This window comes from Nocardioides panacisoli, assembly GCF_039537325.1.
Classification (GTDB): Bacteria; Actinomycetota; Actinomycetes; order Propionibacteriales; family Nocardioidaceae; genus Nocardioides; species Nocardioides panacisoli.
In genome coordinates this window covers 166,750-188,952 of sequence record NZ_BAABAH010000007.1, presented here as the reverse complement: position 1 = coordinate 188,952, position 22,203 = coordinate 166,750, and the positions used below count along the sequence as shown (strand labels likewise).

Here is a 22,203-nt window from a genome sequence, read left to right as displayed (position 1 = left end):
GGGGCGTTAGCGTGAGTCACGTAGGACCTCCAGTTAGAGGGTTGGTGTGGTAACCCCCTCCGTACTGGAGGTCCTCGCTATTCGTCTACGCCTGCGTGTTCACAACCTGCCGGGGAACTACAGCTAGGTCCTCCCGCCTGGTCGCTGATCGGGTTTCGACGCGCGGTCGCGACCTCGCCAGCTCGGTCGCGCGCTTGCTCAACCTGTCGCTCGCGGCGCCCGTGACTTCGTCGCGGTCGCTACGCTCTCGACATGCACATCGGACTCGTCGGACTCGGCAGGATGGGCGGCAACATGCGCACCCGGATGCGCGACGCCGGCATCACCGTCGTCGGCTACGACCGCAACCCCGACCTCGCCGACGTCGACAGCCTCGAGGCGATGGTCCGGGCGCTGCCGTCGGACGGGCCCAAGGTGGTCTGGGTGATGGTGCCCGCGGGTGAGCCGACTCGGTCGACGATCGCCGACCTCAAGGAGCTGCTCGGCGGGGGCGACCTCGTCGTCGACGGCGGCAACTCCAAGTACACCGACGACGCGGAGAACGCCGCCTCGCTCGCCGAGAAGGGTGTCGGCTTCGTCGACTGCGGTGTCTCCGGCGGGGTCTGGGGCCTGAAGAACGGCTACGCCCTCATGTACGGCGGCTCCGACGAGGATGCCGCGAAGGTGATGCCCGCCTTCGAGGCGCTCAAGCCCGGCGACACCGCGGACGGCCTGGTCCACTGCGGCGCCCAGCCCGGCGCCGGCCACTTCGCCAAGATGGTCCACAACGGCATCGAGTACGCGATGATGCAGGCCTACGCCGAGGGCTGGGAGCTGCTCGACAAGGTCGACTTCGTCGAGAACGTCCCCGAGATCTTCGCTTCCTGGCGCACCGGCACCGTGGTCCGGTCCTGGCTGCTCGACCTCCTCGTCGACCAGCTCCGCGCCGACGAGCACCTCGACAAGCTCAAGGGGTACGCCGACGACTCCGGCGAGGGCCGGTGGACGGTCCAGGCCGCGATCGACAACGCCGTACCGATGCCCGCCATCTCCGCCGCGCTCTTCGCCCGGTTCGTCTCCCGCCAGGACGACGACGTCGCGATGAAGGCGATCGCAGCGATGCGCGCCGGTTTCGGCGGCCACGCGACCCACGGAGCATGACGAGAGGGAGCAGAATGGTCCGGTGCACGTCTCGCACCTGACCCTCCACGAGTTCCGGTCGTACGCCGACCTGGACCTCGCGCTCGAGCCGGGGGTCACGTCCTTCGTCGGGCGCAACGGGCAGGGCAAGACCAACCTCGTCGAGGCGATCGACTACCTCTCCCGCCTCGCGTCCCACCGGGTCGCCACCGACGCGCCCCTGGTCCGGGCCGGCGCCGAGCAGTCCGTCGTGCGCGCAGCGGTGGTCCGGGACGGGCGCACCGCGGTCCTCGAGGTGGAGCTCAACCCCGGTCGCGCCAACCGCGCGCGGATCAACCGGTCGCCGCTCTCCCGCGCCCGCGACCTGGTCGGGATCGTGCGCACGGTGGTGTTCAGCCCCGAGGACCTCACCCTCGTCAAGGGCGACCCGTCGGACCGCCGGCGGTTCCTCGACGACCTGCTCGTGCTCCGCACGCCGCGGCTGGCGGGGGTGCGGGCCGACTACGACCGGGTGCTCCGGCAACGCAACACCCTGCTCAAGACGCTCGGCGTTGCCCGCGGGTCCTCGCGCGAGGCGGCGCTGGCGACGCTGTCGGTGTGGGACGAGCAGCTCGTCGCCGCCGGGACCGAGATCGTCCGGAGCCGGGAGCGGCTCGTCGCGGACCTGGCACCGTACCTCGGCAAGGCCTACGAGATGGTGGCCCGCGGCGCCAGCCGCGACGACGCCCGGATGGCCTACGAGTCGAGCGTGCCCGTCGCCGACGACCGGCCGGCGGCGTTCACCGCCGAGCTCGAGCGCCGCCGCGACGACGAGGTGCGCAGGGGGATCACCCTGGTCGGACCGCACCGCGACGAGCTGCAGCTCACCCTCGGCGCGGGCGACGACGGCCGGCTGCCGGTCAAGGGCTACGCCTCCCACGGTGAGTCCTGGTCCTTCGCGCTCGCGCTGCGGCTGGCGTCCTACGACCTGCTCCGCGCCGACGGCGACGACCCGATCCTCATCCTCGACGACGTCTTCGCCGAGCTCGACTCCGACCGCCGCGGTCAGCTGGCCGAGCTCGTCGCCGGGGCCGAGCAGGTCCTCGTCACCGCCGCCGTGGAGGCCGACGTGCCCGAGCAGCTGGCCGGCACGACCTTCCACGTCGGCGGGGGAGAGGTGCGCCGTGGCTGACCCCGAGCGCCCCGACGAGCCGGCGGAGGAACCGGCAGAGGCCGAGGACCACCGGCTCGACGGGCTCGACCTCGCGCGTGCGATGGTCCGCGGTGCGGCCGGCTCCGGGACACCGGCGGTGTCCCGCAGGCGCCGGTGGCCAGCGCGCCGCCCCGACGGCAAGTGGCTGCGGCGCGGGGAGGTCCCGGTCAGCGGCGCGCACCCCGGCGAGCGCGACCCGCAGCTGCTCGGCGCCGAGCTGGACCGCCTCGTCGACGACCGCGGGTGGGCGCTGGACCTCAAGGTCCGCGGTGTCTTCGCCCGGTGGACCGAGCTGGTCGGCCCCGAGATCGGCGCGCACTCCACGCCGGAGACCCTCACCGACGGGACGCTCGTCGTCCGCACCGACTCGACCGCCTGGGCGACCCAGCTCAAGCTGCTGGCGGGGTCGTTGGTCAAGCGGTTGAACACCGAGCTCGGCGACGGCACGGTCACCGTCGTCGAGGTCCTGGGCCCGAACGCGCCGAGCTGGAAGCACGGACGCCGCGGCACCCGGGACGGCCGCGGCCCGCGGGACACCTACGGCTGAGGCCGAGTGCCGGGGGGCGCCGGCAGGAGCGGCCGCGAGGGCCGCCGAACGGCCACGACGACGTACCGGCCCTTGGATCGCCCCCTGTTCGGCGCTGCAAGAGGCCCTCTCGCGGCGCTGAGAGCCGAAGATTGTCCACAGACACCCCCGTCCGGCGGACCGGGTACGTGTCTGCGGGCCTCTGTGCCGGTATGCTGGTTCCAGGCCGGGCAGGCGTCGCCGATGGCGTGTGCGACGGCCTTCTCCATGCCCGCCACCCTGCGACCCATCAGACTCGAGGTCCTCTGTGTCCACCGAAGAGCAGCTCACGCCCGCGGCCGACGACAGCGTCGACGCGGTGGTGGTGCCGGACCCCCGCGGGGAGTACGACGCCTCCGCGATCCAGGTCCTCGAGGGGCTCGAGGCCGTGCGCAAGCGGCCCGGCATGTACATCGGGTCCACCGGTGAGCGCGGCCTGCACCACCTGATCTGGGAGATCGTGGACAACGCGGTCGACGAGGCGCTGGCCGGCTTCTGCGACCGGATCGTGCTGACGCTCCAGGAGGACGGCTCGGTCAAGGTCGAGGACAACGGGCGCGGCATCCCGACCGGCACGGCTCCGGGCCAGGAGCTGCCCGCGGTCACCCTCGCCCTCACCGTGCTGCACGCCGGTGGCAAGTTCGGCGGCGCCGGCTACAAGGTGTCGGGCGGCCTGCACGGCGTGGGTGTCTCGGTCGTGAACGCCCTGTCCAGCCGGCTGAAGGTCGAGGTCAAGAACCGCGGCAAGCTGTGGGAGCAGGAGTTCTCGCTGGGTGTGCCCGACTACCCGCTGCGCGAGGTCCGCGACCTCGAGGAGGGCGAGGGCACCGGCACGACGGTGACCTGGTTCGCCTCCCGCGACATCTTCGAGTCCACGACCTACTCGCTCGAGACGATCACCACCCGGATCCGCGAGATGGCGTTCCTCAACAAGGGCCTGGAGATCGTGGTCCGCGACGAGCGGCCGCAGGCGGACGAGATCGTCGAGGCGGTCCAGGACGGCATGATCGACAACACCGTCGACAACGCGGGTACCGACGCGATCAAGCCCGGCGAGGGCGGCGGCCTCGAGCAGGTCTTCAAGTACGACCGCGGCCTGGTCGACTACGTCGAGCACCTCAACCGGCGCAAGGACAAGGCGAACCCCACGGTCATCTCGTTCGAGGCGGAGAGCCCCGAGGGCGTGGAGAACCACATGTCGCTCGAGGTGGCGATGCAGTGGAACACCACGTTCACCGAGTCGGTGCACACCTTCGCCAACACGATCAACACCCACGAGGGCGGCACCCACGAGGAGGGCTTCCGCGCGGCGCTCACCTCGCTCATCAACGGGTGGGGCGAGCAGTGGGGGATGATCAAGAAGCGCGAGGACCGGGTCAGCGGTGACGACATCCGCGAGGGCCTGACCGCGATCATCTCGATCAAGATGAGCGAGCCGCAGTTCGAGGGCCAGACCAAGACCAAGCTCGGCAACACCGAGGCGAAGGGCTTCACCCAGCGCGTGGTCAACGACCAGCTCGGTGCGTGGCTGGAGCAGAACCCCGCCGAGGGCAAGGACATCGTGCGCAAGGCGCAGGCCGCGGCGTCGGCGCGGATCGCGGCCCGCAAGGCGCGCGACCTCGCGCGCAACCGCAAGGGGCTGCTGGGTGGCGGCGGCCTCCCCGGGAAGCTCTCGGACTGCCAGTCGACGAACCCCGAGGAGTGCGAGGTCTTCATCGTCGAGGGTGACTCCGCCGGCGGCTCGGCCCGGCAGGGTCGTGACCCGCGCATCCAGGCGATCCTCCCGATCCGCGGCAAGATCCTGAACGTCGAGAAGGCCCGGATCGACAAGGTGCTCGCCAACCAGGAGGTCCAGGCGATCATCTCCGCGCTCGGCACCGGCATCCACGAGGAGTTCGCGCTCGAGAAGCTGCGCTACCACAAGGTCGTGCTGATGGCCGACGCCGACGTCGACGGCCACCACATCAACACCCTGCTGCTGACCCTGCTGTTCCGTTTCATGAAACCGCTCATCGAGCACGGCTACGTCTACATGGCGCAGCCGCCGCTCTACCGGATCCGGTGGAACAAGCCGCACGAGCACGAGTTCGTCTACTCCGACGCCGAGCGCGACCTGCTCATGCGCGACGGCCAGGAGCAGGGCAAGAAGCTGCCCAAGGAGAACCCGGTCCAGCGCTACAAGGGACTCGGCGAGATGAACGCCGAGGAGCTGTGGGAGACCACGATGAACCCCGACCAGCGCCTGATGCTCCAGGTGACGCTCGAGGACGCCGCCCAGGCCGACGAGATCTTCTCGATCCTGATGGGGGAGGACGTCGAGCAGCGGCGGTCCTTCATCCAGCGCAACGCCAAGGACGTCCGATTCCTCGATATCTGAGTATCTAGATGAGTTCTTAGATTTCGATAGACACGAGCAGAGAGAGCCAGCGTGACGGAGACGACGAGCAACATTGGCGGCGACGGGGGCGGCGGCGGCGGTCGGATCGAGCCGATCGAGCTGCAGACCTCGATGCAGCGGGCCTACATCGACTACGCGATGGCCGTCATCGTCGGCCGGGCGCTGCCCGACGTCCGCGACGGCCTCAAGCCCGTGCACCGCCGGGTCCTCTACGCGATGTACGACGGCGGCTACCGGCCGACGTCGGGCTTCTCCAAGTGCTCCCGCGTCGTCGGCGACGTGATGGGCCAGTACCACCCGCACGGCGACTCCGCGATCTACGACACCCTGGTCCGGCTCGCCCAGCCGTGGGTGATGCGTGCACCGCTCGTGCACGGCCAGGGCAACTTCGGCTCCCCGGGCAACGACGCCGCCGCGGCGATGCGCTACACCGAGTGCCGGATGGCTCCGCTCGCGATGGAGATGGTCCGCGACATCGAGCAGGAGACCGTCGACTTCGGGCCCAACTACGACGGCCGGTCCGAGGAGCCGCTCGTCCTGCCGGCGCGCTTCCCCAACCTCCTGGTCAACGGGTCCGCCGGCATCGCCGTCGGCATGGCGACCAACATCCCTCCCCACAACCTGCGCGAGGTGGCCGAGGGAGCGCAGTGGGCGCTCGAGCACCCCGACGCCACCCGCGAGGAGCTCCAGGACGCCCTGATCGAGCGGATCAAGGGCCCGGACTTCCCCAACGGCGCGCTGATCGTCGGCCGCGAGGGCATCGAGCAGGCCTACCGCACCGGCCGCGGATCGGTCACCCAGCGAGCGGTGATCGAGGTGGACGAGGACGCCAAGGGCCGCACCTGCCTGTCCATCACCGAGCTGCCCTACATGGTCAACCCCGACAACCTGGCGCTGAAGATCGCCGAGCTCGCCGACTCGGGCAAGGTCCAGGGCATCAGCGACGTGCGCGACGACTCCTCGGGCCGCACCGGGCAGCGGCTGGTCGTCGTCCTCAAGCGCGACGCCGTCGCTCGGGTCGTGCTCAACAACCTGCTCAAGCACACCGAGCTGCAGACCAACTTCAGCGCCAACATGCTGGCCCTCGTCGACGGCGTCCCGCGGACACTGACCATCGACCAGTTCATCAGCAACTGGGTCGCGCACCAGGTCGAGGTCATCCAGAGGCGCACGGCGTACCGCCTGCGCAAGGCCGAGGAGCGCGCGCACATCCTGCGCGCCCTGGTCAAGGCGCTGGACATGCTCGACGAGGTCATCGCCCTGATCCGGCGCTCGCCGGACGTCGCCGACGCGCGGGCCGGCCTGATCGAGCTCCTCGACATCGACGAGATCCAGGCCAACGCGATCCTCGACATGCAGCTGCGGGCGCTGGCGGCCCTGCAGCGCCAGAAGACGATCGACGAGCTGGCCGAGATCGAGCTGACGATCGCCGACTTCCAGGACATCCTCGCGAACGTCTCCCGGCAGCGTCAGATCGTCTCCCAGGAGCTCACCGAGATCGTCGACAAGTACGGCGACGACCGCCGCACGCAGATCATCGCGGCGGACGGTGACCTCTCGATGGAGGACCTGATCCCCGACGAGGACCTCGTCGTCTCGATCACCCGTGGCGGCTACGCCAAGCGGACCCTCGCCACTCTCTACCGCACCCAGAAGCGCGGCGGGAAGGGCGTGCGCGGCGCGACCCTGCGTGGCGACGACGTGGTCGAGCACTTCATCGCGACCACGAACCACCACTGGCTGCTGTTCTTCACGACGGCCGGCCGGGTCTACCGCACCAAGGCCTACAACCTTCCCGAGGCGTCGCGCGACGCGAAGGGCGGCCACGTCGCCGGGCTGCTCAGCTTCCAGCCGGACGAGGCGATCGCGCAGGTGCTGGCGATCCGCGACTACGACCAGGCGCCCTACCTGGTGCTCGCCACCCGCAGCGGCCTGGTCAAGAAGACGCGGCTCGCCGACTACAACAGCCCGCGCCAGGCCGGTGTCATCGCGATCAACTTCCGCGAGGACGACGACGAGCTGATCGGCGCCGAGCTGGTCGGGCCGGACGACGACATCCTGCTGGTGTCGCGCAAGGGCCAGTCGATCCGGTTCCGGGCCGACGACAGCCAGCTGCGGCCGATGGGCCGTGCGACCTCCGGCGTGACCGGCATGAAGTTCAAGATCGCCGGTGACTCGCTGCTCTCGATGTCGGTCATCCGCGCCGCCCAGATCGCGGTCGAGGACTCCGACGAGGCCGCTGCCGAGGCCGGCCAGCAGCCGCAGTTCGTCTTCACGATCACCGACGCGGGCTTCGCGAAGCGGACGCCGATCCACGACTACCGCACCCAGGGGCGCGGCGGCTCGGGCATCAAGACGATGGAGTTCAACGAGGTCAAGGGCAACCTCGTGGGCGCCTTCATCGTCGAAGATGGTGATGAGGTCCTTTCGATCACCCAGTCCGGACAGGTCGTCCGCAGTCCCATCGACGCCAACTTCAGCCCGAAGGGGCGGTCGACCATGGGCATGAAGTTCGTCAGCCCGAAGGCCGGCGACGCCGTCGCGGTGGTCGCCCGCTCGGTGGAGTCGCGGGTCGAGGACGAGGTCGCCGGCGAGGCGGACGCCGTACCGGAGAACGACACGGAATCGCCCGATTCCGGTCCGGATGTCACAATCGACGGCAATGAGCCCGCCGAGACGGGCGACGCCGGGGCAGGTGGCCCCGGGGAGAGTGAGGGGTGATGACCGACCGCGCCACGGAGCCGTCGAGTCGACCCCAGGCACGCGGTGGCGCGTCGGCCGGCAAGGCCGGCAAGGCCGGCAAGGCCGGCAAGGATGACACGGTCGTCCGCCCCCCGCTGAAGGACGAGCCGGCGCAGCCGCTGCCCGACCTGCCGCCCGCGCCGACGGGGACCCCGCCCGCGGCGAAGGCGCCCGGCAAGAAGGGCGATCCCACCGTCACCGCCTCCCGTCCCAAGGTCCCGCGCCGCGCCCGACTGCGGCTCACCCGGATCGACCCGTGGTCGGTCATGAAGACCTCGTTCCTGCTCTCGATCGCGTTCGCCGTCGTCACCGTGGTCTCGGTCGCGATGGTCTGGCAGGTGCTCGGCGCCGCCGGCGTGTGGGACTCGATCAACAGCACCATCCAGGAAGGCATCGGCGGCTCGGACATCTCGTCCTTCCAGGTCCAGGACTACGTCGGCACGTCCCGCGTGCTCGGCTTCACCATGCTGGTGGCGGCCATCGACGTCGTGCTGATCACCGCCACCGCCACCCTGACCGCCTTCCTCTACAACATGGCCGCCGCCCTTCTCGGTGGCATCGAGCTGACTCTCGCCGAGGACCAGCACTGATCCTGGCGGGGGTGCGGGCTCGCCCCCGCCGTGCTGCCGCCGCCAGGTCGCCGAATCATCACGGTATGCAGGTGAGTCGACGCCTCCCGTGCGGAATTCCGCCGGGTAAGCGGCCATTCGTCTGCATACCGTGGTGATTCGGCAGCTGACTGCGCCGATCCCCGGAGTTCCGCGGCGAGCCGACGAGGCGGACCCGGATTTCATCGGTCGGGTCGCGGTCGGGTAACGTTCCGCATCGGTTCGAGGGCCTATAGCTCAGACGGTTAGAGCGCTTCCCTGATAAGGAAGAGGTCACAGGTTCAAGTCCTGTTAGGCCCACTCACCCACCACGGGAGGTCCTGGTGTTGAAGAAGCTCGTGCTCATGGCGCTGGCCGCCGGCGGCGTCGCCGTCGCGATGCGGAAGATGCAGGAGAGCAAGGCCGAGCAGGCCTTGTGGGCCGAGGCCACCGACAAGCTTCCCGAGTCCTGACCAGGTGCGGCCACAGCGCCGCGAGCTGGGGGCGTTGGCGCAATTGGTAGCGCACCTGCTTTGCAAGCAGGGGGTTAGGGGTTCGAGTCCCCTACGCTCCACCCACCATGAGAGACTTCCGCGCGTGAGGGTCGGGGTCTGCGCGGCATTGGCGCTCGTCACGGTCCTGGCCGGGGCCTGCAGCAACGACCCGAAGCCGTACTACCCGCCGGGCGCCGCGGAGTCGCCGGCCGCCACCACCTACGACGCGAGCCTCGAGGCCTCGGCCGCCGTGCTGCCGCTGATCCCCCAGGACGCGACCGTCCTCGAGGTCACCGACTTCGACCAGCTGCGCCTGGTCCTCGGGTTCGGCGAGCTCGACGGCGAGTCGCCGGCCGCCGACCGGGCCCGCTTCTGGAGCGAGGTCGGCGGTGCCGCCACCTTCTCCACCGGCCTGCTCCGGCCGGACGACGCGCGGCTGCGCTCGGACTTCGGCTTCGGTGAGGACGACGTGGCGTGGGAGGCGCAGTACGGCGACGGCGACCCGAGCAGCTGGATCATCGCGCTGCACCAGAACGTCTCGCCCGACGGTGTCCAGCGAGCCATCAAGGCGAACGTCGGCGTGCTCGCGGGTGCGGCGTTCGATCCCAGCCGCAACCTGATCTCGTCGGGTCCGCTGCCGTCGGGCGACGAGAGCTGGGCGACCGACGACGACATCCAGGCGGTCGTGGGCGACCCCGCGACGGCGACGTACGTCTCCAGCGCCTGCCTGCCCTTCGACACCGTCTTCGGCGCCGGCATGCACGACCAGCTCGCGGCCTCCTCGGCGGACGAGCTGCAGAAGCTCGACGACCTGGGCCCGTTCTCGGTGTCCTTCGGCGGCGAGCTCGCCACGGTCCGGCTGGGCGAGGACCGCGCGGACGCCTTCGACCGGCTGCGCATCGCCGACGTGATGCCGCCGACGCACCCGGAGTTCGGCCTGGCCTTCGACCGTGGGGTGGCCGACCCGGCGGGCGGCCGCCTCGGCTACGACCTGGCACGGCCCGCGACCGCGATCGACCTCACCGAGGCCCAGCACCTCCCGTTCGCGGTCTGCGCGGACTAGGAGCGCTCGGCCGCCGCCGCGGCGGCGAGCCGGTCGTACGTCGCCTTGGCGTGGGCGCAGAAGACCGTGATGTCCTCACGGTGGCCGGCAGCCAGCTCCTGCAGCCGCGCGAGGTTCTCCCGGCGTTGCCGGTTGGAGGTGGCCATCAGCACCTGGAACCCGCCGAGCGCGGGATGGCAGCGGGCCGGTGACAGGACCTGCCGGCCGTCGAAGAACGCGTCGCCCGCGTGCAGCAGCCAGTGCCCGTCCGCTCGACGTACGGCCACGCCGCAGTGCCCGCGGGTGTGACCGGGGAGCGGGATCAGCAGGACGTCGTCCGACAGCGCCTGCACGGCCGGGAAGCCGAACCAGTGGTCGCCGGGCTCGTCGTGCCGGACCCACTGCGGGCCGTGCGCCCACTGGGCCGCGACGTAGCGGGCCCGCTCGCTGAGCCGGGGTGCCGTGGCGGCGTCGAGCTCGGCTCCGAACACGTGGACGCGGGCCTGCGGGAAGTCCGCGAGCCCGCCGGCGTGGTCGAGGTCGAGGTGGGTCAGGGCGATGTCGGTGACGTCCGCGGAGTCGAAGCCGCGCGCCGCCACCTGCGCCGCGGCCGTCTCGGCCGGGTCGAGGTCCGGGCGCACGAGGGCGGCGAACGGCCTGCCGAGACGGCGCCGGTCGGCGACGTCTCCGGTCCCGAAGCCGGTGTCGACGAGCAGCAGGCCCTCGTCCCGCTCGACGAGCAGGACGTGGGCGACCATGACCGGCGCCAGGGGCGGCCGCATCGTGGCGCAGTTCAGGTGGTGGACGCGCATGCCCGAGATCGTCGCAGGTGCCGCAGGCCGCGCCTACCTCCCGTGGTAGGAGCCGCGCCGGTCAGTGGTCGAGCGCGTGCAGCCGCTGCACCGTGGGTGAGGTCGGCACCGTGCTCGGGTCGGGGCAGGTCCCGAACAGCCGGTCGGCGGTGCCGGCGGTGGTGACCGTGAACCAGTAGTGCTCGCTCTTGTAGTGGTGCAGGCGGTGGTTGCGCCACACCGCACGGAACCACCGCGACCTCGGCCGGTAGTCGCTGTGCAGGAGGTAGTGCGTCCATTCGTAGGCCGAGAGCAGTACGTAGACCGTGACGAGCAGAGTGAACATCGCGCTCCACGTCGGCGTCACCAGCCACGCGATCGCGGCGTTGAACGGCACCAGGGACAGCTCGACCTGCCACGGCACGAACACCAGCGGGATCTCCCGCGGGTTGGCGTGGTGGGCGCGGTGCTTGCGCGAGAGCAGCGGGTCGATCCGCAGGCCGGCGAGCCGGCGCGGCTTCCAGTGCAGGATGCAGACGTGGATCAGCCACTCCACGACCGGCATGATCGCGAGCAGGCCGACCGGGATCAGCAGCTCCCACGCTGAGCCGGGACCGGACAGCACGCGGCCGGTGATCGCGGCGACGAGGCTGCCGCCGAGGAGGTACGGCGAGGGGTGCCGCCAGAACTCGACGAAGACCTGGCGCATCGAGGAGCTCGTCCGCCGGCGTGCCGTGCCGGTGATCCTGGCTTCGTCGTCGGCCAGCTGCCGCCGGGCGGCGGCGTCGACCGCGGCCTCGACCTGGGGGTCGACCTTGCTCATCGCACTTCCTCTCCGAGCTCGGCGAAGGCGCCGAGCAACGATTCCGCGGTCGGTCCGAGCACCCGCTCGGCGGCCGCCCGCGCGGTGGGTGGGTCGCCGGCGCCGACCGCCGCGACCAGCACCCGGTAGGGCTCGAGCACGCCGACCTCGTCGACCAGCAGTGCTCCGAGTGCCGGGACCGCCGGCTCGTAGGCCGCGCGCAGGCTGTTGAACATCAGCCGGTAGACGATGGAGTCGGCAGCGTCGACGAGCACGTCCCAGAACTCCAGGGCGGTGAGCTGCCACTCGGCCGGGTCGGTCGTCGCCTCGAACCTTTCGAGCACCGTGCCGAGCGCCGCCGCGGCCACCGGGCCGCCCCGCTCGGCGGCGAGACCGGCGATCAGGGGCCCGATCTGGGTCCGGGACTCCACGATGCTCCTCGCGATGCCCGCGTCGAGCCCGCCCTCGCGGACGAGCAGCCGGGGCAGCAGGTCGAGGCCGGCGTACCTCCGGAAGTCGCGGACCATGGTGGCGCCGCCGTGCCGCACCTCGACCAGGCCGGTCTGCGCGATCCGCTGCAGCGCCTCGCGCACCGCGGGCCGGGACACCCCGAGGACCTCGGCGAGCCGGCGCTCGCTCGGCAGCGGGTCGCCCGCGCCCAGCTCGCCGTCGACGACCTCGGTCAGCACCTGGTCGAAGACCTGGTCGGACACGGACTGTCGCTGCACGGGACGGAGGGCCATGGCGGGACGTTACGACAGATGCCGGGTACTGGTCAAGTGGTATGACCAGATGGTCGCACCGTACGCTGGCGAGGTGCGCGTCTGGTGGAGCCCCCGGTTGCTGGGGGCCCATCTCCTGGCTCTGGTCTGCGTCTCCGCGGCTGTCGGTCTCGGCGTGTGGCAGCTGCACGCGTGGCACGTGCACCGCGAGGCCGCCCAGCGCGACCTCACCGGCGCCGCACCGGTGCCGATCGACGACCTGATCGGGCCGGACGACCCGTTCCCGGGCGACCAGGTCGGCCGGCCGGTGACGATCCGGGGTTCGTGGGTCGGTGCGGGCACGGTGCTGGTGAGCGACCGCACCGACACGTCCGGCGACCGCGGCCTGTGGGTGGTCACCCCGCTCACCAACGGCGGTACCGACGCCGCCGCCGTACCGGTCGTCCGGGGCTGGGTCCCGGCGGGCACCGACGCCGCGGCCGTCCCGCCGGCGACCGGTGACGCCGAGGTGGTCGGCTGGCTCCAGCCCGCCGACAGCGGTGGCGCCGCCGACGCGGATCCCTCCGACGACGTGCTCCCGGCGCTGCGGACGGCCGACCTGGTGCAGCGGGTGCACCAGGACCTCTACGACGGGTACGTCGTCGCGGAGCAACCGACCAGCGGGCTCCAGCCCGCCATGCTCGACCGGCTGCCCGACACCGGCACGTTCACCGCGCTGCGCAACTTCCTCTACGCGCTCGAGTGGTGGGTCTTCGGCGGGTTCGCGCTCTTCCTCTGGTGGCGGCACGTAACCGAGGTCACTGCGGAGGAGGCGGCGATCGAGGCCGCTGCGAGGTCCTCTCAGGAGGACGACGTAGCCTCAGCCCCGTGACCAGGCTCTTCAAGGCGTACCGGGTGCTGGCGATGGTCGTCGGCGTGCTGCTGCTCATCGGCTACGCAGCGCTGCCCCTGTACTACCTGGTGCCGGAGGGCGAGACCGCCCAGTCGATCGGCGCGAAGATGATGCTGGTCTGGCCGGTGCACGGCTGGGTCTACATCGCCTACGTGGTGGTGGCGTTCCTGCTCATCACCAAGGCCGGCTGGAAGCTCACGGCGCTGCCGCTGACCCTCGTCGCGGGCCTGGTGCCCGTCCTCATCTTCTGGGTCGAGCACCGGGTCGCGCAGCGGCTCCGGGCTGAGCACCCGGAGCTCGCTGCGGCCTGAGCGTTCCCGCTACTCCTGCTTCTCCGAGAGCGGGTCGGCCAACGGGTCGGGCGTCTCGGCGACGGGCTCGTCGGTCGGGGCCGGTGCCGGCGGTGCCGGCGGCGCGGACGACGTCGGAGCAGCCGGCGGCGAGTACGACGACTGCCAGGCGCCACCACTGCTCGAGGACGAACCGCCCTGCAGCTTCTTCGCGGCGACGGCGACCGCGCCGGCGATGCCGCCGAACAGCAGCAGCATCTTGAACTTCGAGCGCTTCTTCTTCTTTCCCGTCATCTCGGCGGCCTTCGTCTCGGCCGCGGCTTTGGCCTGCGTGGCCTTCTCCGCGAGGGTCGCCGCGCCGGCTGCCACTACCGGCTGTGCCTTCTCCCGCGCGTCCGCGATCACCGGAAGGGCCTTGTCCCGCGCGTCGGCGAGAACCGGGCGCGCCTTGTCGCGGGCATCGGCGAGTGCCGGACGCGCGGTGTCCTCGATGAAGCCCTTGGCGTGCTCGATCGCGGAGCCGACGTACTCCTCCGCCGTCCCGACGGCGTCCTGCAGCGCCGAGTTCTTCTTGCGTCCCATAGAACCCACCTCTCGTGATCTCTGTCCGGGGGTGCATCTGACCTGTACCCCCATCCCACCACGACCAGACGGGCCGGGCCACCCGCCTTCGGGTGCCCCGCTCTAGGATCGAGGAAGGACCCGCCTGGCGGGCACCCTGTACCCATCCAGTCGAGCAAGGGACGTCATGGCAGATCTCCAGGCCACGTTGAAGACCAACAAGGGCGACATCACCGTCAACCTCTTCCCGAACCACGCGCCGGAGACGGTCGCCAACTTCACCGGCCTCGCCACGGGCGAGAAGGAGTACTCCACGCCCAACGGCCGTACCGGGCCGTTCTACGACGGCCTCGGCTTCCACCGGGTGATCCCGGGCTTCATGATCCAGGGCGGCTGCCCGCTCGGCACCGGGACCGGCGGCCCCGGCTACACCTTCAAGGACGAGCCGCACCCGGAGCTGACCTTCGACAAGCCGTACCTGCTCGCGATGGCCAACGCCGGGCCGGGCACCAACGGCTCGCAGTTCTTCATCACCGTCGGCGCGACCACGTGGCTGAACTTCAAGCACACCATCTTCGGCGAGGTCGCCGACCAGGCCGGCCGCGACGTGGTCGACGCGATCGCCGCGACGCCGACCGGCCCGGGCGACCGGCCGATCGACCCCGTCGTGATCGAGAGCGTGGAGATCTCCGGGGAGTGACCGGGCAGTGACGACGTCCGGGGGGTCCGCCCCGGGGGTGCCGACCTGCTATCGGCACCCTGAGCGCGAGACCTACATCAGCTGCCAGCGCTGCGGGCGCGCGATCTGCCCGGACTGCATGAACGACGCGGCGGTCGGGTTCCAGTGCCCCGACTGCCTGGCCGAGGGACGCAAGCAGACCCGCAGCGGGCGGACGGCGTACGGCGGGCTGCGGCCCTCGCGCCCCGGCATCGTCTCGATGACGCTCATCGGGATCAACGCCGTCGTCTGGCTGGCGATCGTCGCCAGCGGTGGCGCGAGCAGCCGGCTCTTCGAGCTGATCGGGCTGCTGCCCGAGGGCCGATGCCAGACCGACAACGGCGGCTGGTTTCCCGGGATCGGCGACGCGTCGACCTGTGACGCGATCAACCGCGGCGCGCACTGGGTGAACGGCGTCGCCGACGGCGCGGTGTGGCAGCTGCTGACCAGCACGTTCTCCCACATCGAGGTCTGGCACATCGGCTTCAACATGCTGGCGCTGTGGGTGCTCGGCCCGCAGCTGGAGATCGCCCTGGGCCGGGCCCGGTTCCTCGTGCTCTACCTCGGCTCGAGCCTGGCCGGCTCGGTGTGCGTGCTGTGGCTCTCCTCGGAGAACCAGGTCACCCTGGGCGCCTCCGGCGCGATCTTCGGGCTGATGGGCGCGTTGCTGGTCATCGCCCGCAAGGTGCACGCGGACATGTCCGGGCTGCTGGGCTGGATCGGCGCCAACGCCCTGCTGACGTTCATCGTCCCCAACGTCTCCTGGCAGGGCCACGTGGGCGGGTTCGTGGGCGGCCTGCTGATCGCCGGGATCCTGGTCTACGCGCCCAAGGCCCGCCGGACGCTGGTCCAATCGGCCGGCGTGGCCGCCGTGGTCGTCGCGCTCCTCGCCGCGACCGCCGTGCGGATGGCCATGCTGGGCTGAGGCGGCGGCCTTTATGTACGTACATCAAGCTTTATGTACGTACATAAAGGTTGATGTACGTACATAAAGGCGCGCGCGACGGGCACCTCGAATCCCGTCATCCACAGGGTTCTCCACCGCTGTGGGTTAACTACAGCCCTGTCATTCCCCCCACAGGTGTGGATATCCCTGGGGATGACGGCGGCTACTCCCAGCGGGTGGCGAAGGTGAAGCCGACCGCCATCAGCGCGATGCCGACGAACAGGTTCTTCTGCTGCAGGTCGTTGATGATCGGCACGTTCATCGGGTCGTCACCGGTCTGGGTGACGTAGTAGGTGCAGATCCAGATGAGGCCGACCAGGAAGCAGCCCAGCATCCCGACGACCACGCCGCGGCCGCGCCCCAGCGGCGTCGACGGGTGCGCGGCGACGACGAGGCCGAGCATCGCGGCGCCGAAACCGATCAGGTAGTTCCAGCCCTCGAGCTTCTGCATGAAGTCCGGGCCGGTCGCCGCGTTGCCGGAGAACTCCGGGAACCCTTGCGGCGGGCGCACGCCGACGTAGTAGAAGACGACCCACGCGATGCCACCCAGGAACAGGATCAGCGCGAGCACCGACCGGACGGAGAGCACCGGACCGGTCGGACCTCCGAGGACGTCGGAGTTCCCCTTGCGGGTCAGGCGGGACAGCTTGGACACGGGGGTGCTCCTCGGCGTCTGATCTCGTGTTCGGTGGCAGGCAGACGTGCGCGTCGACCGCCCGCCTACGCTAGACAATATGACGGGAGCGCACCAAGGCGAGGAGGGCCCCCACCAGCGGCAGTCGCGTCGCTCGCTCGCGTGGCGCGTCGGGACGCCCGCCGTCGTCCTCGCGAGCGGTGCGCTCTTCGCCGTCTCCGCCGCCGACAGCGGCGGCACCGACCTCCGCCCGGGGCGCTACACCGACCTCGCCAGCCTCGTGCAGTCCGAGGCCGACGAGGTCAAGGGCCTCCAGGACCGGGTGGCGGGCCTGCACACCGAGGTGGACCGCCTCACCGACGACGTCGGCACCATCCGGGTCCGCCGGGCCCGCGAGCAGATCGACGAGATCAAGGACCCGGCCGGGCTCGAGCCCCGCAGCGGTGCCGGCGTCACCATCACCCTCGCCGACTCCCCGCAGGACGTGTTCGACGCCGCGCTCGACTCCGGCGCCGACACCCAGCAGCTCAACCGGTACGTCGTCCACCAGCAGGACATCCAGGCCGTCGTCAACGCGCTGTGGCACGGCGGCGCCGAGGCGGTCACCATCGCGGGCCAGCGGGTGATCAGCACGACCGGCATCAAGTGCGAGGGCAACGCGGTCCAGCTGCAGGGCGTGCCCTACCCCCAGCCCTATGTCATCCAGGCCGTCGGCGACCCGGGTGCGCTGGTCGGCGCCATCGACGCCGACCCGCTCGTCGTCGGCTACCGCGCCGACTCCGCCAACCCCGACATCGCGATCGGGTGGGACCTCGAGACCGAGGACCGCGTGGAGGCGCCCGCCTACGACGGCGTCACCGACCTGCAGTACGCCGAGCCGCTGCGGTAGGTTCGCTCAGCCGCCGTTCCCCTGCCCCGGAGTCGGGAACGACAGGGGATCGGTGGGGTCGGTGCCCGCCTGGAACTCCTTCTTGTTGCTGAAGCCGTCGCCGTCGGCGTCCTCGTCCCCGTCCTTGACCCCGTTGCCGTCGGTGTCGGGGTTGGTCGGGTCGGTGCCGACGAGGAGCTCCTCGTCGTCGGTCAGGCCGTCGTGGTCGGTGTCCTGGCCGCCGGGCGGAGCCGACGTCGTGGGCTCCTCGTAGGTCGAGATGTAGATGACGACGGTGCCGCCCTGCGGCTGGGTCGTCCCCCGCTTCGGGTTCTGCTTGGTGACAGTGCCCTTCGGCTCCGTGGACTGGTTGTCGTCCGCGAAGACCGGGCGGAAGCCGCGTTGCTTGATCAGGGCGGTCGCGTCCTCCTTGGACAGGCCGACCAGTGCGGGCACGGCCTCGGGGCCGTCGGACAGGCAGAGGGTGATGGTGTCCGTGGCACCGACCATGGTCTGCGGCGCCGGGTCCTGCTCGACGACGGTGCCCTTCGGCTGGTCGGTGTCGCACTCCTGCGGCTTGATCTCGATGTTGTCCCGCTTGATCCCCGCATTGACCAGGGTGTCGATCGCGGCGTCCTGCGAGGAGTCCGTCACGTCCGGCATCGGGAAGTCACAGGTGCCGGTCGAGAGCGTCAGCTTCACCGTCGTCGACTCCGGGACGGCCGACTCGTCGCCCGTCGGGTCCTGCTCGGTGACGTGGTCCTCGGCGTACTTGTCGCTGCACGCGGCCAGTCGGTCGTCGACGTCGAAGCCCTCGGCGGCGAGCTTCTCGCGGGCGGCCTGCCGGTCGAGCCCGATGACGTCCGGCACCAGCGCCTCGCTGGGGGCGGACGGGAACAGCTTCGGCCAGGCCCAGAACGCCGCGGCGAGCAGTGCGATCACGAGCAGGCCGATCAGCACCCAGAGCCAGGCCCGGCTGCGCGGCTCGTCGTCGGACACCGCGCGTCCCCGGGGGTTGGTGTCGACCACGCCCGGACCGGGCGTCGGCACGACCTGCGTGGCGGTCGTCGGCGGGCCGGGGTCGGGCGGGGGCGGTGGGATCACGGCCTGCACGGGCCGGCCGGCGAGGTAGCGCTCGATGTCGGTGCGCATCGCGGCCGCCGACTGGTAGCGGTCCTCGACCCGCTTCGCCAGGGACTTCATCACGATCGCGTCGATCTCCGGAGTGAGGTCGGCGTCGTGGTGGGACGGAGGTACGGCGGGCTCGCGCACGTGCTGGTAGGCGACCGCAACCGGGCTGTCGCCGACGAACGGCGGTCGACCGGTGAGCAGCTCGTAGAGCAGGCAGCCCGCGGAGTAGACGTCGGAGCGCGAGTCGACGGTCTCGCCGCGCGCCTGCTCGGGGGAGAGGTACTGCGCGGTCCCGACGACGGCGGCGGTCTGGGTCATCGACGACGCTGCGTCGCTCATCGCGCGGGCGATGCCGAAGTCCATGACCTTGACGTCGCCGGACGGCGTGAGCATCACGTTTCCGGGCTTGATGTCGCGGTGGATGATCCCGGCCCGGTGGCTGTAGTCGAGCGCGGACAGCACGCCACTGGTGATCTCCAGCGCCCGCTCCGGCAGGATCTTGCGGCCCTCGCGGAGGATGTCGCGCAGGGTGCGGCCGGCGACGTACTCCATCACGATGTAGGGCTGCGCGACCCCCGAGCCGTCGTCGGTCGGCTCCTCGCCGGTGTCGTAGACAGCGACGATGGCCGGGTGGTTCAGCGATGCCGAGGACTGAGCCTCGCGGCGGAACCGCGCCTGGAAGGTGGCGTCGGAGGCGAGGTCGGTGCGCAGCCGCTTCACCGCGACCACGCGGCCGAGCCGGGTGTCGACGCCCTTGCGGACCTCGGCCATCCCGCCCCGGCCGAGGAGCTCGCCGAGCTGGTAGCGGCCGCCGACCGTCGAGCCTCCGCCCGCCCCGGTCGTCATCGCGCCCCCTTCGTCGACGAGAGCGGGGCCACGGCGGTCGAGGCCGAACCTCCCGAGGCGGACGTGGTCGGCGTCGTGGGGGTGGTCGCGCTCGAGGACGGCGTCGTCGGCGCGGAGGACGTCGGCGTGGTCGGAGCGGACGTCGGCGACGTCGGTGGGGTGCTCGTCGGCGGCGTGCTCGTCGGCGGTGTGCTCGACTCGGTGGGGCTGGAGGACGTCGTCGTGGCCGAGCTGGTGCGGGTCTTGTGGTGCTTCGGCAGGTCGACCGGGGTGTCGTCGCCGCGGTTGGCCAGGAACAGCCACGCGAGCAGGACCGCCGCCGCCACCATCAGCAGGACCAGCACCACCGCCGGCCACGGCGACCGGTGGGCGGGCTCCTCGCGGCCGGCGTACGGCGCGGGCGTCTCCAGGCGGGCCTGGGTCGGCGGTGTCGCCGTCGCCGCGGGCACCGCTCCGGCGACCGCGGGGAGGACGGCGGTCGACTCGGTGTCCGGGGCGCCGGCCGGAGCCACGACGGTCGCGGCGCCGGGCGCCGGACCGGGCGCGGCCGCCGACGGGTCCCGCAGCGCGACCGCGAAGGCCGCGCCGTCGGGATAGCGCTCCGCGGGGTCCTTCGAGAGCGCGCGCTGCACCACGGCCGCGAGGTCGGCGGGGATCGTGTCGGGCAGGTCGGGGACCGGCTGCTGGAGGTGGGCCAGTGCGGTCGCCACCGGGGAGTCGGCCTCGAACGGCCGCCGGCCGGTCAGGCACTCGAACGTCACGACGCCGAGGGCGTAGACGTCCGAGGCCGGGACCGAGGGGTTGCCGCGTGCCTGCTCGGGCGCGAGGTACTGGGGCGTGCCCATCACCGCGCCGGTACGGGTGATCTGCGCCGCGTCCGCTGCGCGGGCGATGCCGAAGTCGGTGACCTTGACCTGGCCCTCCGGCGTCACCATCAGGTTGGCCGGCTTCACGTCGCGGTGCACGATGCCCGCCCGGTGGGCCACCCCGAGCGCGTCGGCCGCCTGCGCCATCAGGTCGCGCACGACGTCGGGGTCGAGGACCCGCCCGTCGGTCCGGGCCTGGGCGAGGAGCGCCGAGAGCGGCTGGCCGTCGACGAGCTCCATCACGAGAAAGGGCGCCCCGCCGGTGGCCAGCCCGGCCGGGTCGGCCTGGTAGTCGAAGACCCCCGCGATGCCCGGGTGGTGCAGCGACGCGGCGTGCCGCGCCTCGGTCTCGAACCGCTGGCGGAAGGTCTCGTCCTCGGCGTACTCGTTCTTGAGGACCTTGACGGCGACGGCCCGGTTCAGCCGGCTGTCGGTCGCCCGCCACACGACGCCCATGCCGCCGGTGGCGATGCGCGAGTCCAGCCGGTAGCGGCGGGCCGCGTCGGCGTACTGCTCGGGCTGTCCGGTCTCGCTCATTGCAGTACCGCCTCCATCACTGCCTTCGCCACCGGCCCCCCGAGCAGGCCTCCCGCGATCTCCTTGCCGGGCGCCGACTGGATCATCACCGCGACCGCGACCTTCGCGTCCCCCGCCGGCGCGAACGAGGTGAACCAGGCGTACGGCGGCAGGCCGCTGCCGCGCTGCGCGGTGCCGGTCTTGCCGGCGACCTCCACCCCGGGGATCGCAGCCGGGCTGGCCGTGCCGCTGTTCACCGTGTCGACCATCAGGTCGGTGACCTGCTCAGCGGCCTTCGGCGAGATCGCGTCGTGCTGCAGCTCCTCCGGCTCGAAGGGCTGCAGGGTCTCGTAGTCGGCCGACTGGATCTCGTCGATGAGCTTGGGCTTCATCAGGGTGCCGTTGTTGGCGATCGCCGCGGCGACCATCGCCATCTGCAGCGGCGTCGCCTGCACGGTGTACTGGCCGAAGCCGGTCTGGGCGACGAAGGTGTCCTCGAGGTCCTCGGTCGGGAACACCGACTCCGCGGTGGCCGGCAGGTCGTCGAAGTAGTCGTCGCTGTTGAACCCGAACGCCTCTGCCGTCGCGCGCAGCCTGTCCTCGCCGAGCTCGACCGCCATCCGCGCGAACGCCGTGTTGCAGGAGAACTCCATCGCGGTCGCGAAGGAGACCTTCGCGGGGTCGCACTGGTAGCGGCCCTCGTTGTCGATCACGTTGCCGACGCCGTTCGGCTGGTACGTCGCCCCCGACGGCACCATGTCGTCCTCGGTGTAGAGCCCGGTGTCCAGTGCGGCCGCGGCCGTCACCATCTTGAACGTCGAGCCGGGGAACAGCCGGGTCTGGATCGCCCGGTTGAGCAGCGGCTCGTGGTCGTCGTTGCTGAGCCGCTTGTAGTTCTCGCCCGCCGCGGAGAAGTCGTGGGTCGCGAGCTGGTTGGGGTTGTACGTCGGGTACGACGTCATGGCCAGGATCTTCCCGGTCTTCGGCTCGATCGCGACGACGGCGCCCTCGCCGTCGGGGCCGACCGCCTGCTCGAGGCTCTGGTAGGCCGCCTCCTGGGCGTCGGGGTCGATGGTCAGGCTGACGTTGCCGCCCTTGTTGGACTCGTTGCGGACCAGGTCGACCAGCCGGTTCACGAAGAGACGCGGGTCCTCGCCGGAGAGGATCTCGTTCTGGGAGCGCTCGAGGCCGGTCTGGCTGTTGAGCTGCAGATAGCCGGTGATCGGCGCGTAGAGGTAGGGCTCGGTGTAGCGGCGCAGGTACTTGTAGCGGTCGTGGCTGTCGACGCTGGTCGCGATCGCCTTCCGGCCGACCAGGATGTCGCCCCGCTCGCGGCTGAACGCGGCCTCGGTGGCGCGCGCGTTGTCGGGCCGGTTGTTGAGGTCGTCGGCCGCCCAGAACTGCAGGTAGGTGGCGTTGATCATCAACGCGACGAACAGCAGCAGGCAGAAGATCGAGACGGCGCGGATCGGCTTGTTCAT

At 71.2% G+C, this 22,203-nt stretch carries 21 protein-coding genes and 2 tRNA genes; 15 read left to right on the top strand and 8 right to left on the bottom strand.

Annotated elements, in window-relative coordinates:
* Nucleotides 1-252: 252 nt before the first annotated feature.
* The 10 genes from gnd to ABD709_RS12145 all read left to right on the top strand — a co-directional run bounded on the left by gnd (nucleotide 253) and on the right by ABD709_RS12145 (nucleotide 10,160).
* Nucleotides 253-1,140, top strand: coding sequence for a phosphogluconate dehydrogenase (NAD(+)-dependent, decarboxylating) (gene gnd, locus ABD709_RS12190; protein WP_344775712.1), 888 nt, complete (start codon nucleotides 253-255; stop codon nucleotides 1,138-1,140).
* Between the two features lie 22 nt (nucleotides 1,141-1,162).
* The gene (gene recF / locus ABD709_RS12185) at nucleotides 1,163-2,290 is read left to right on the top strand and encodes a DNA replication/repair protein RecF (RefSeq protein WP_344775710.1); all 1,128 of its coding nucleotides are present in this window, start codon (nucleotides 1,163-1,165) and stop codon (nucleotides 2,288-2,290) included.
* On the top strand, nucleotides 2,283-2,858 hold the full coding sequence (locus ABD709_RS12180) for a DciA family protein (protein ID WP_344775708.1): 576 nt from the start codon (nucleotides 2,283-2,285) through the stop codon (nucleotides 2,856-2,858). The genes recF and ABD709_RS12180 overlap by 8 nt, the downstream gene beginning before the upstream one ends.
* A 286-nt stretch (nucleotides 2,859-3,144) precedes the next feature.
* Nucleotides 3,145-5,253, top strand: coding sequence for a DNA topoisomerase (ATP-hydrolyzing) subunit B (gene gyrB / locus ABD709_RS12175; RefSeq protein ID WP_425575118.1), 2,109 nt, complete (start codon nucleotides 3,145-3,147; stop codon nucleotides 5,251-5,253).
* 132 nt (nucleotides 5,254-5,385) lie between these two features.
* Nucleotides 5,386-7,995 carry a DNA gyrase subunit A gene (gyrA, locus tag ABD709_RS12170; RefSeq protein ID WP_425575121.1) on the top strand — a complete coding sequence of 870 codons (2,610 nt, stop codon included), beginning with the start codon at nucleotides 5,386-5,388 and terminating at the stop codon, nucleotides 7,993-7,995.
* Complete coding sequence (locus ABD709_RS12165; protein WP_344775704.1) at nucleotides 7,995-8,606, top strand: DUF3566 domain-containing protein; 612 nt, start codon at nucleotides 7,995-7,997, stop codon at nucleotides 8,604-8,606. Before gyrA ends, ABD709_RS12165 begins: the two co-directional genes overlap by 1 nt.
* Nucleotides 8,607-8,850: 244 nt before the next feature.
* Nucleotides 8,851-8,924 (top strand) — tRNA-Ile (locus tag ABD709_RS12160).
* Nucleotides 8,925-8,947: 23 nt separating this feature from the next.
* Nucleotides 8,948-9,076, top strand: coding sequence for a DLW-39 family protein (locus tag ABD709_RS12155; RefSeq protein WP_425575117.1), 129 nt, complete (start codon nucleotides 8,948-8,950; stop codon nucleotides 9,074-9,076).
* A 28-nt stretch (nucleotides 9,077-9,104) separates the two neighbouring features.
* A tRNA-Ala gene (locus ABD709_RS12150) sits at nucleotides 9,105-9,177 on the top strand.
* 23 nt (nucleotides 9,178-9,200) lie between these two features.
* The gene (locus tag ABD709_RS12145; RefSeq protein WP_344775702.1) at nucleotides 9,201-10,160 is read left to right on the top strand and encodes a hypothetical protein; all 960 of its coding nucleotides are present in this window, start codon (nucleotides 9,201-9,203) and stop codon (nucleotides 10,158-10,160) included.
* Here ABD709_RS12145 and ABD709_RS12140 read toward each other — a convergent pair.
* From ABD709_RS12140 to ABD709_RS12130, 3 genes are all read right to left on the bottom strand, one after another.
* Nucleotides 10,157-10,951 carry an MBL fold metallo-hydrolase gene (locus tag ABD709_RS12140; RefSeq protein WP_344775700.1) on the bottom strand — a complete coding sequence of 265 codons (795 nt, stop codon included), beginning with the start codon at nucleotides 10,949-10,951 and terminating at the stop codon, nucleotides 10,157-10,159. The two genes, ABD709_RS12145 and ABD709_RS12140, sit on opposite strands and share 4 nt — an antisense overlap.
* Before the next feature lie 61 nt (nucleotides 10,952-11,012).
* A complete protein-coding gene (locus ABD709_RS12135) occupies nucleotides 11,013-11,753 on the bottom strand; it encodes a sterol desaturase family protein (protein ID WP_344775698.1) in 741 nt (246 codons plus the stop codon).
* Nucleotides 11,750-12,475 (bottom strand): FadR/GntR family transcriptional regulator, encoded by a 726-nt coding sequence (locus ABD709_RS12130; protein WP_344775696.1) that lies wholly within the window; start codon nucleotides 12,473-12,475, stop codon nucleotides 11,750-11,752. Before ABD709_RS12130 ends, ABD709_RS12135 begins: the two co-directional genes overlap by 4 nt.
* Nucleotides 12,476-12,548: 73 nt before the next feature.
* Here ABD709_RS12130 and ABD709_RS12125 point away from each other — a divergent pair, with 73 nt between their 5' ends.
* Nucleotides 12,549-13,325, top strand: a complete 777-nt coding sequence (locus tag ABD709_RS12125; RefSeq protein ID WP_344775694.1) for an SURF1 family protein — start codon at nucleotides 12,549-12,551, stop codon at nucleotides 13,323-13,325.
* Complete coding sequence (locus tag ABD709_RS12120) at nucleotides 13,322-13,657, top strand: DUF3817 domain-containing protein (protein WP_344775692.1); 336 nt, start codon at nucleotides 13,322-13,324, stop codon at nucleotides 13,655-13,657. Before ABD709_RS12125 ends, ABD709_RS12120 begins: the two co-directional genes overlap by 4 nt.
* Nucleotides 13,658-13,666: 9 nt before the next feature.
* On the opposite strand, the gene ABD709_RS12115 is transcribed toward ABD709_RS12120, so the two are convergent.
* Nucleotides 13,667-14,218, bottom strand: coding sequence for a hypothetical protein (locus ABD709_RS12115; RefSeq protein ID WP_344775691.1), 552 nt, complete (start codon nucleotides 14,216-14,218; stop codon nucleotides 13,667-13,669).
* A gap of 166 nt (nucleotides 14,219-14,384) precedes the next feature.
* On the opposite strand from ABD709_RS12115, the gene ABD709_RS12110 reads away from it, so the two are divergent.
* Both ABD709_RS12110 and ABD709_RS12105 read left to right on the top strand, forming a co-directional pair.
* Entirely contained in the window at nucleotides 14,385-14,897 is a 513-nt protein-coding gene (locus ABD709_RS12110) for a peptidylprolyl isomerase (RefSeq protein WP_344775689.1), read from the top strand.
* A gap of 37 nt (nucleotides 14,898-14,934) precedes the next feature.
* Nucleotides 14,935-15,840 carry a rhomboid family intramembrane serine protease gene (locus tag ABD709_RS12105; RefSeq protein WP_344775687.1) on the top strand — a complete coding sequence of 302 codons (906 nt, stop codon included), beginning with the start codon at nucleotides 14,935-14,937 and terminating at the stop codon, nucleotides 15,838-15,840.
* Between the two features lie 184 nt (nucleotides 15,841-16,024).
* Here ABD709_RS12105 and ABD709_RS12100 read toward each other — a convergent pair whose 3' ends face one another.
* Nucleotides 16,025-16,516: a cell division protein CrgA gene (locus ABD709_RS12100; protein WP_344775685.1), complete on the bottom strand. Its 492-nt coding sequence runs from the start codon at nucleotides 16,514-16,516 to the stop codon at nucleotides 16,025-16,027.
* Nucleotides 16,517-16,595: 79 nt separating this feature from the next.
* Between ABD709_RS12100 and ABD709_RS12095 the strand changes: the two genes are divergently transcribed.
* Complete coding sequence (locus tag ABD709_RS12095; RefSeq protein ID WP_344775683.1) at nucleotides 16,596-17,384, top strand: DUF881 domain-containing protein; 789 nt, start codon at nucleotides 16,596-16,598, stop codon at nucleotides 17,382-17,384.
* A gap of 6 nt (nucleotides 17,385-17,390) precedes the next feature.
* Here the strand turns inward: ABD709_RS12095 and pknB are convergent, their stop codons facing one another.
* From pknB to ABD709_RS12080, 3 genes are read right to left on the bottom strand one after another with little or no spacing between them, the layout of a single operon-like run.
* The gene (pknB, locus tag ABD709_RS12090) at nucleotides 17,391-19,340 is read right to left on the bottom strand and encodes a Stk1 family PASTA domain-containing Ser/Thr kinase (protein ID WP_344775681.1); all 1,950 of its coding nucleotides are present in this window, start codon (nucleotides 19,338-19,340) and stop codon (nucleotides 17,391-17,393) included.
* Nucleotides 19,337-20,743: a protein kinase domain-containing protein gene (locus ABD709_RS12085; RefSeq protein ID WP_344775679.1), complete on the bottom strand. Its 1,407-nt coding sequence runs from the start codon at nucleotides 20,741-20,743 to the stop codon at nucleotides 19,337-19,339. Before ABD709_RS12085 ends, pknB begins: the two co-directional genes overlap by 4 nt.
* Nucleotides 20,740-22,203 carry a peptidoglycan D,D-transpeptidase FtsI family protein gene (locus tag ABD709_RS12080; RefSeq protein WP_344775677.1) on the bottom strand — a complete coding sequence of 488 codons (1,464 nt, stop codon included), beginning with the start codon at nucleotides 22,201-22,203 and terminating at the stop codon, nucleotides 20,740-20,742. Before ABD709_RS12080 ends, ABD709_RS12085 begins: the two co-directional genes overlap by 4 nt.

Coding starts and splice junctions, on each gene's coding strand:
- gnd (WP_344775712.1), top strand. CDS start 253: ATGCACATCGGACTCGTCGGACTCGGCAGGATGGGCGGCAACATGCGC.
- gyrA (WP_425575121.1), top strand. CDS start 5,386: ATGCAGCGGGCCTACATCGACTACGCGATGGCCGTCATCGTCGGCCGG.
- ABD709_RS12165 (WP_344775704.1), top strand. CDS start 7,995: ATGACCGACCGCGCCACGGAGCCGTCGAGTCGACCCCAGGCACGCGGT.
- ABD709_RS12140 (WP_344775700.1), bottom strand. CDS start 10,951: ATGCGCGTCCACCACCTGAACTGCGCCACGATGCGGCCGCCCCTGGCG.
- ABD709_RS12135 (WP_344775698.1), bottom strand. CDS start 11,753: ATGAGCAAGGTCGACCCCCAGGTCGAGGCCGCGGTCGACGCCGCCGCC.
- ABD709_RS12130 (WP_344775696.1), bottom strand. CDS start 12,475: ATGGCCCTCCGTCCCGTGCAGCGACAGTCCGTGTCCGACCAGGTCTTC.
- ABD709_RS12115 (WP_344775691.1), bottom strand. CDS start 14,218: ATGGGACGCAAGAAGAACTCGGCGCTGCAGGACGCCGTCGGGACGGCG.
- ABD709_RS12110 (WP_344775689.1), top strand. CDS start 14,385: ATGGCAGATCTCCAGGCCACGTTGAAGACCAACAAGGGCGACATCACC.
- ABD709_RS12095 (WP_344775683.1), top strand. CDS start 16,596: ATGACGGGAGCGCACCAAGGCGAGGAGGGCCCCCACCAGCGGCAGTCG.
- pknB (WP_344775681.1), bottom strand. CDS start 19,340: ATGACGACCGGGGCGGGCGGAGGCTCGACGGTCGGCGGCCGCTACCAG.
- ABD709_RS12085 (WP_344775679.1), bottom strand. CDS start 20,743: ATGAGCGAGACCGGACAGCCCGAGCAGTACGCCGACGCGGCCCGCCGC.
- ABD709_RS12080 (WP_344775677.1), bottom strand. CDS start 22,203: ATGAACAAGCCGATCCGCGCCGTCTCGATCTTCTGCCTGCTGCTGTTC.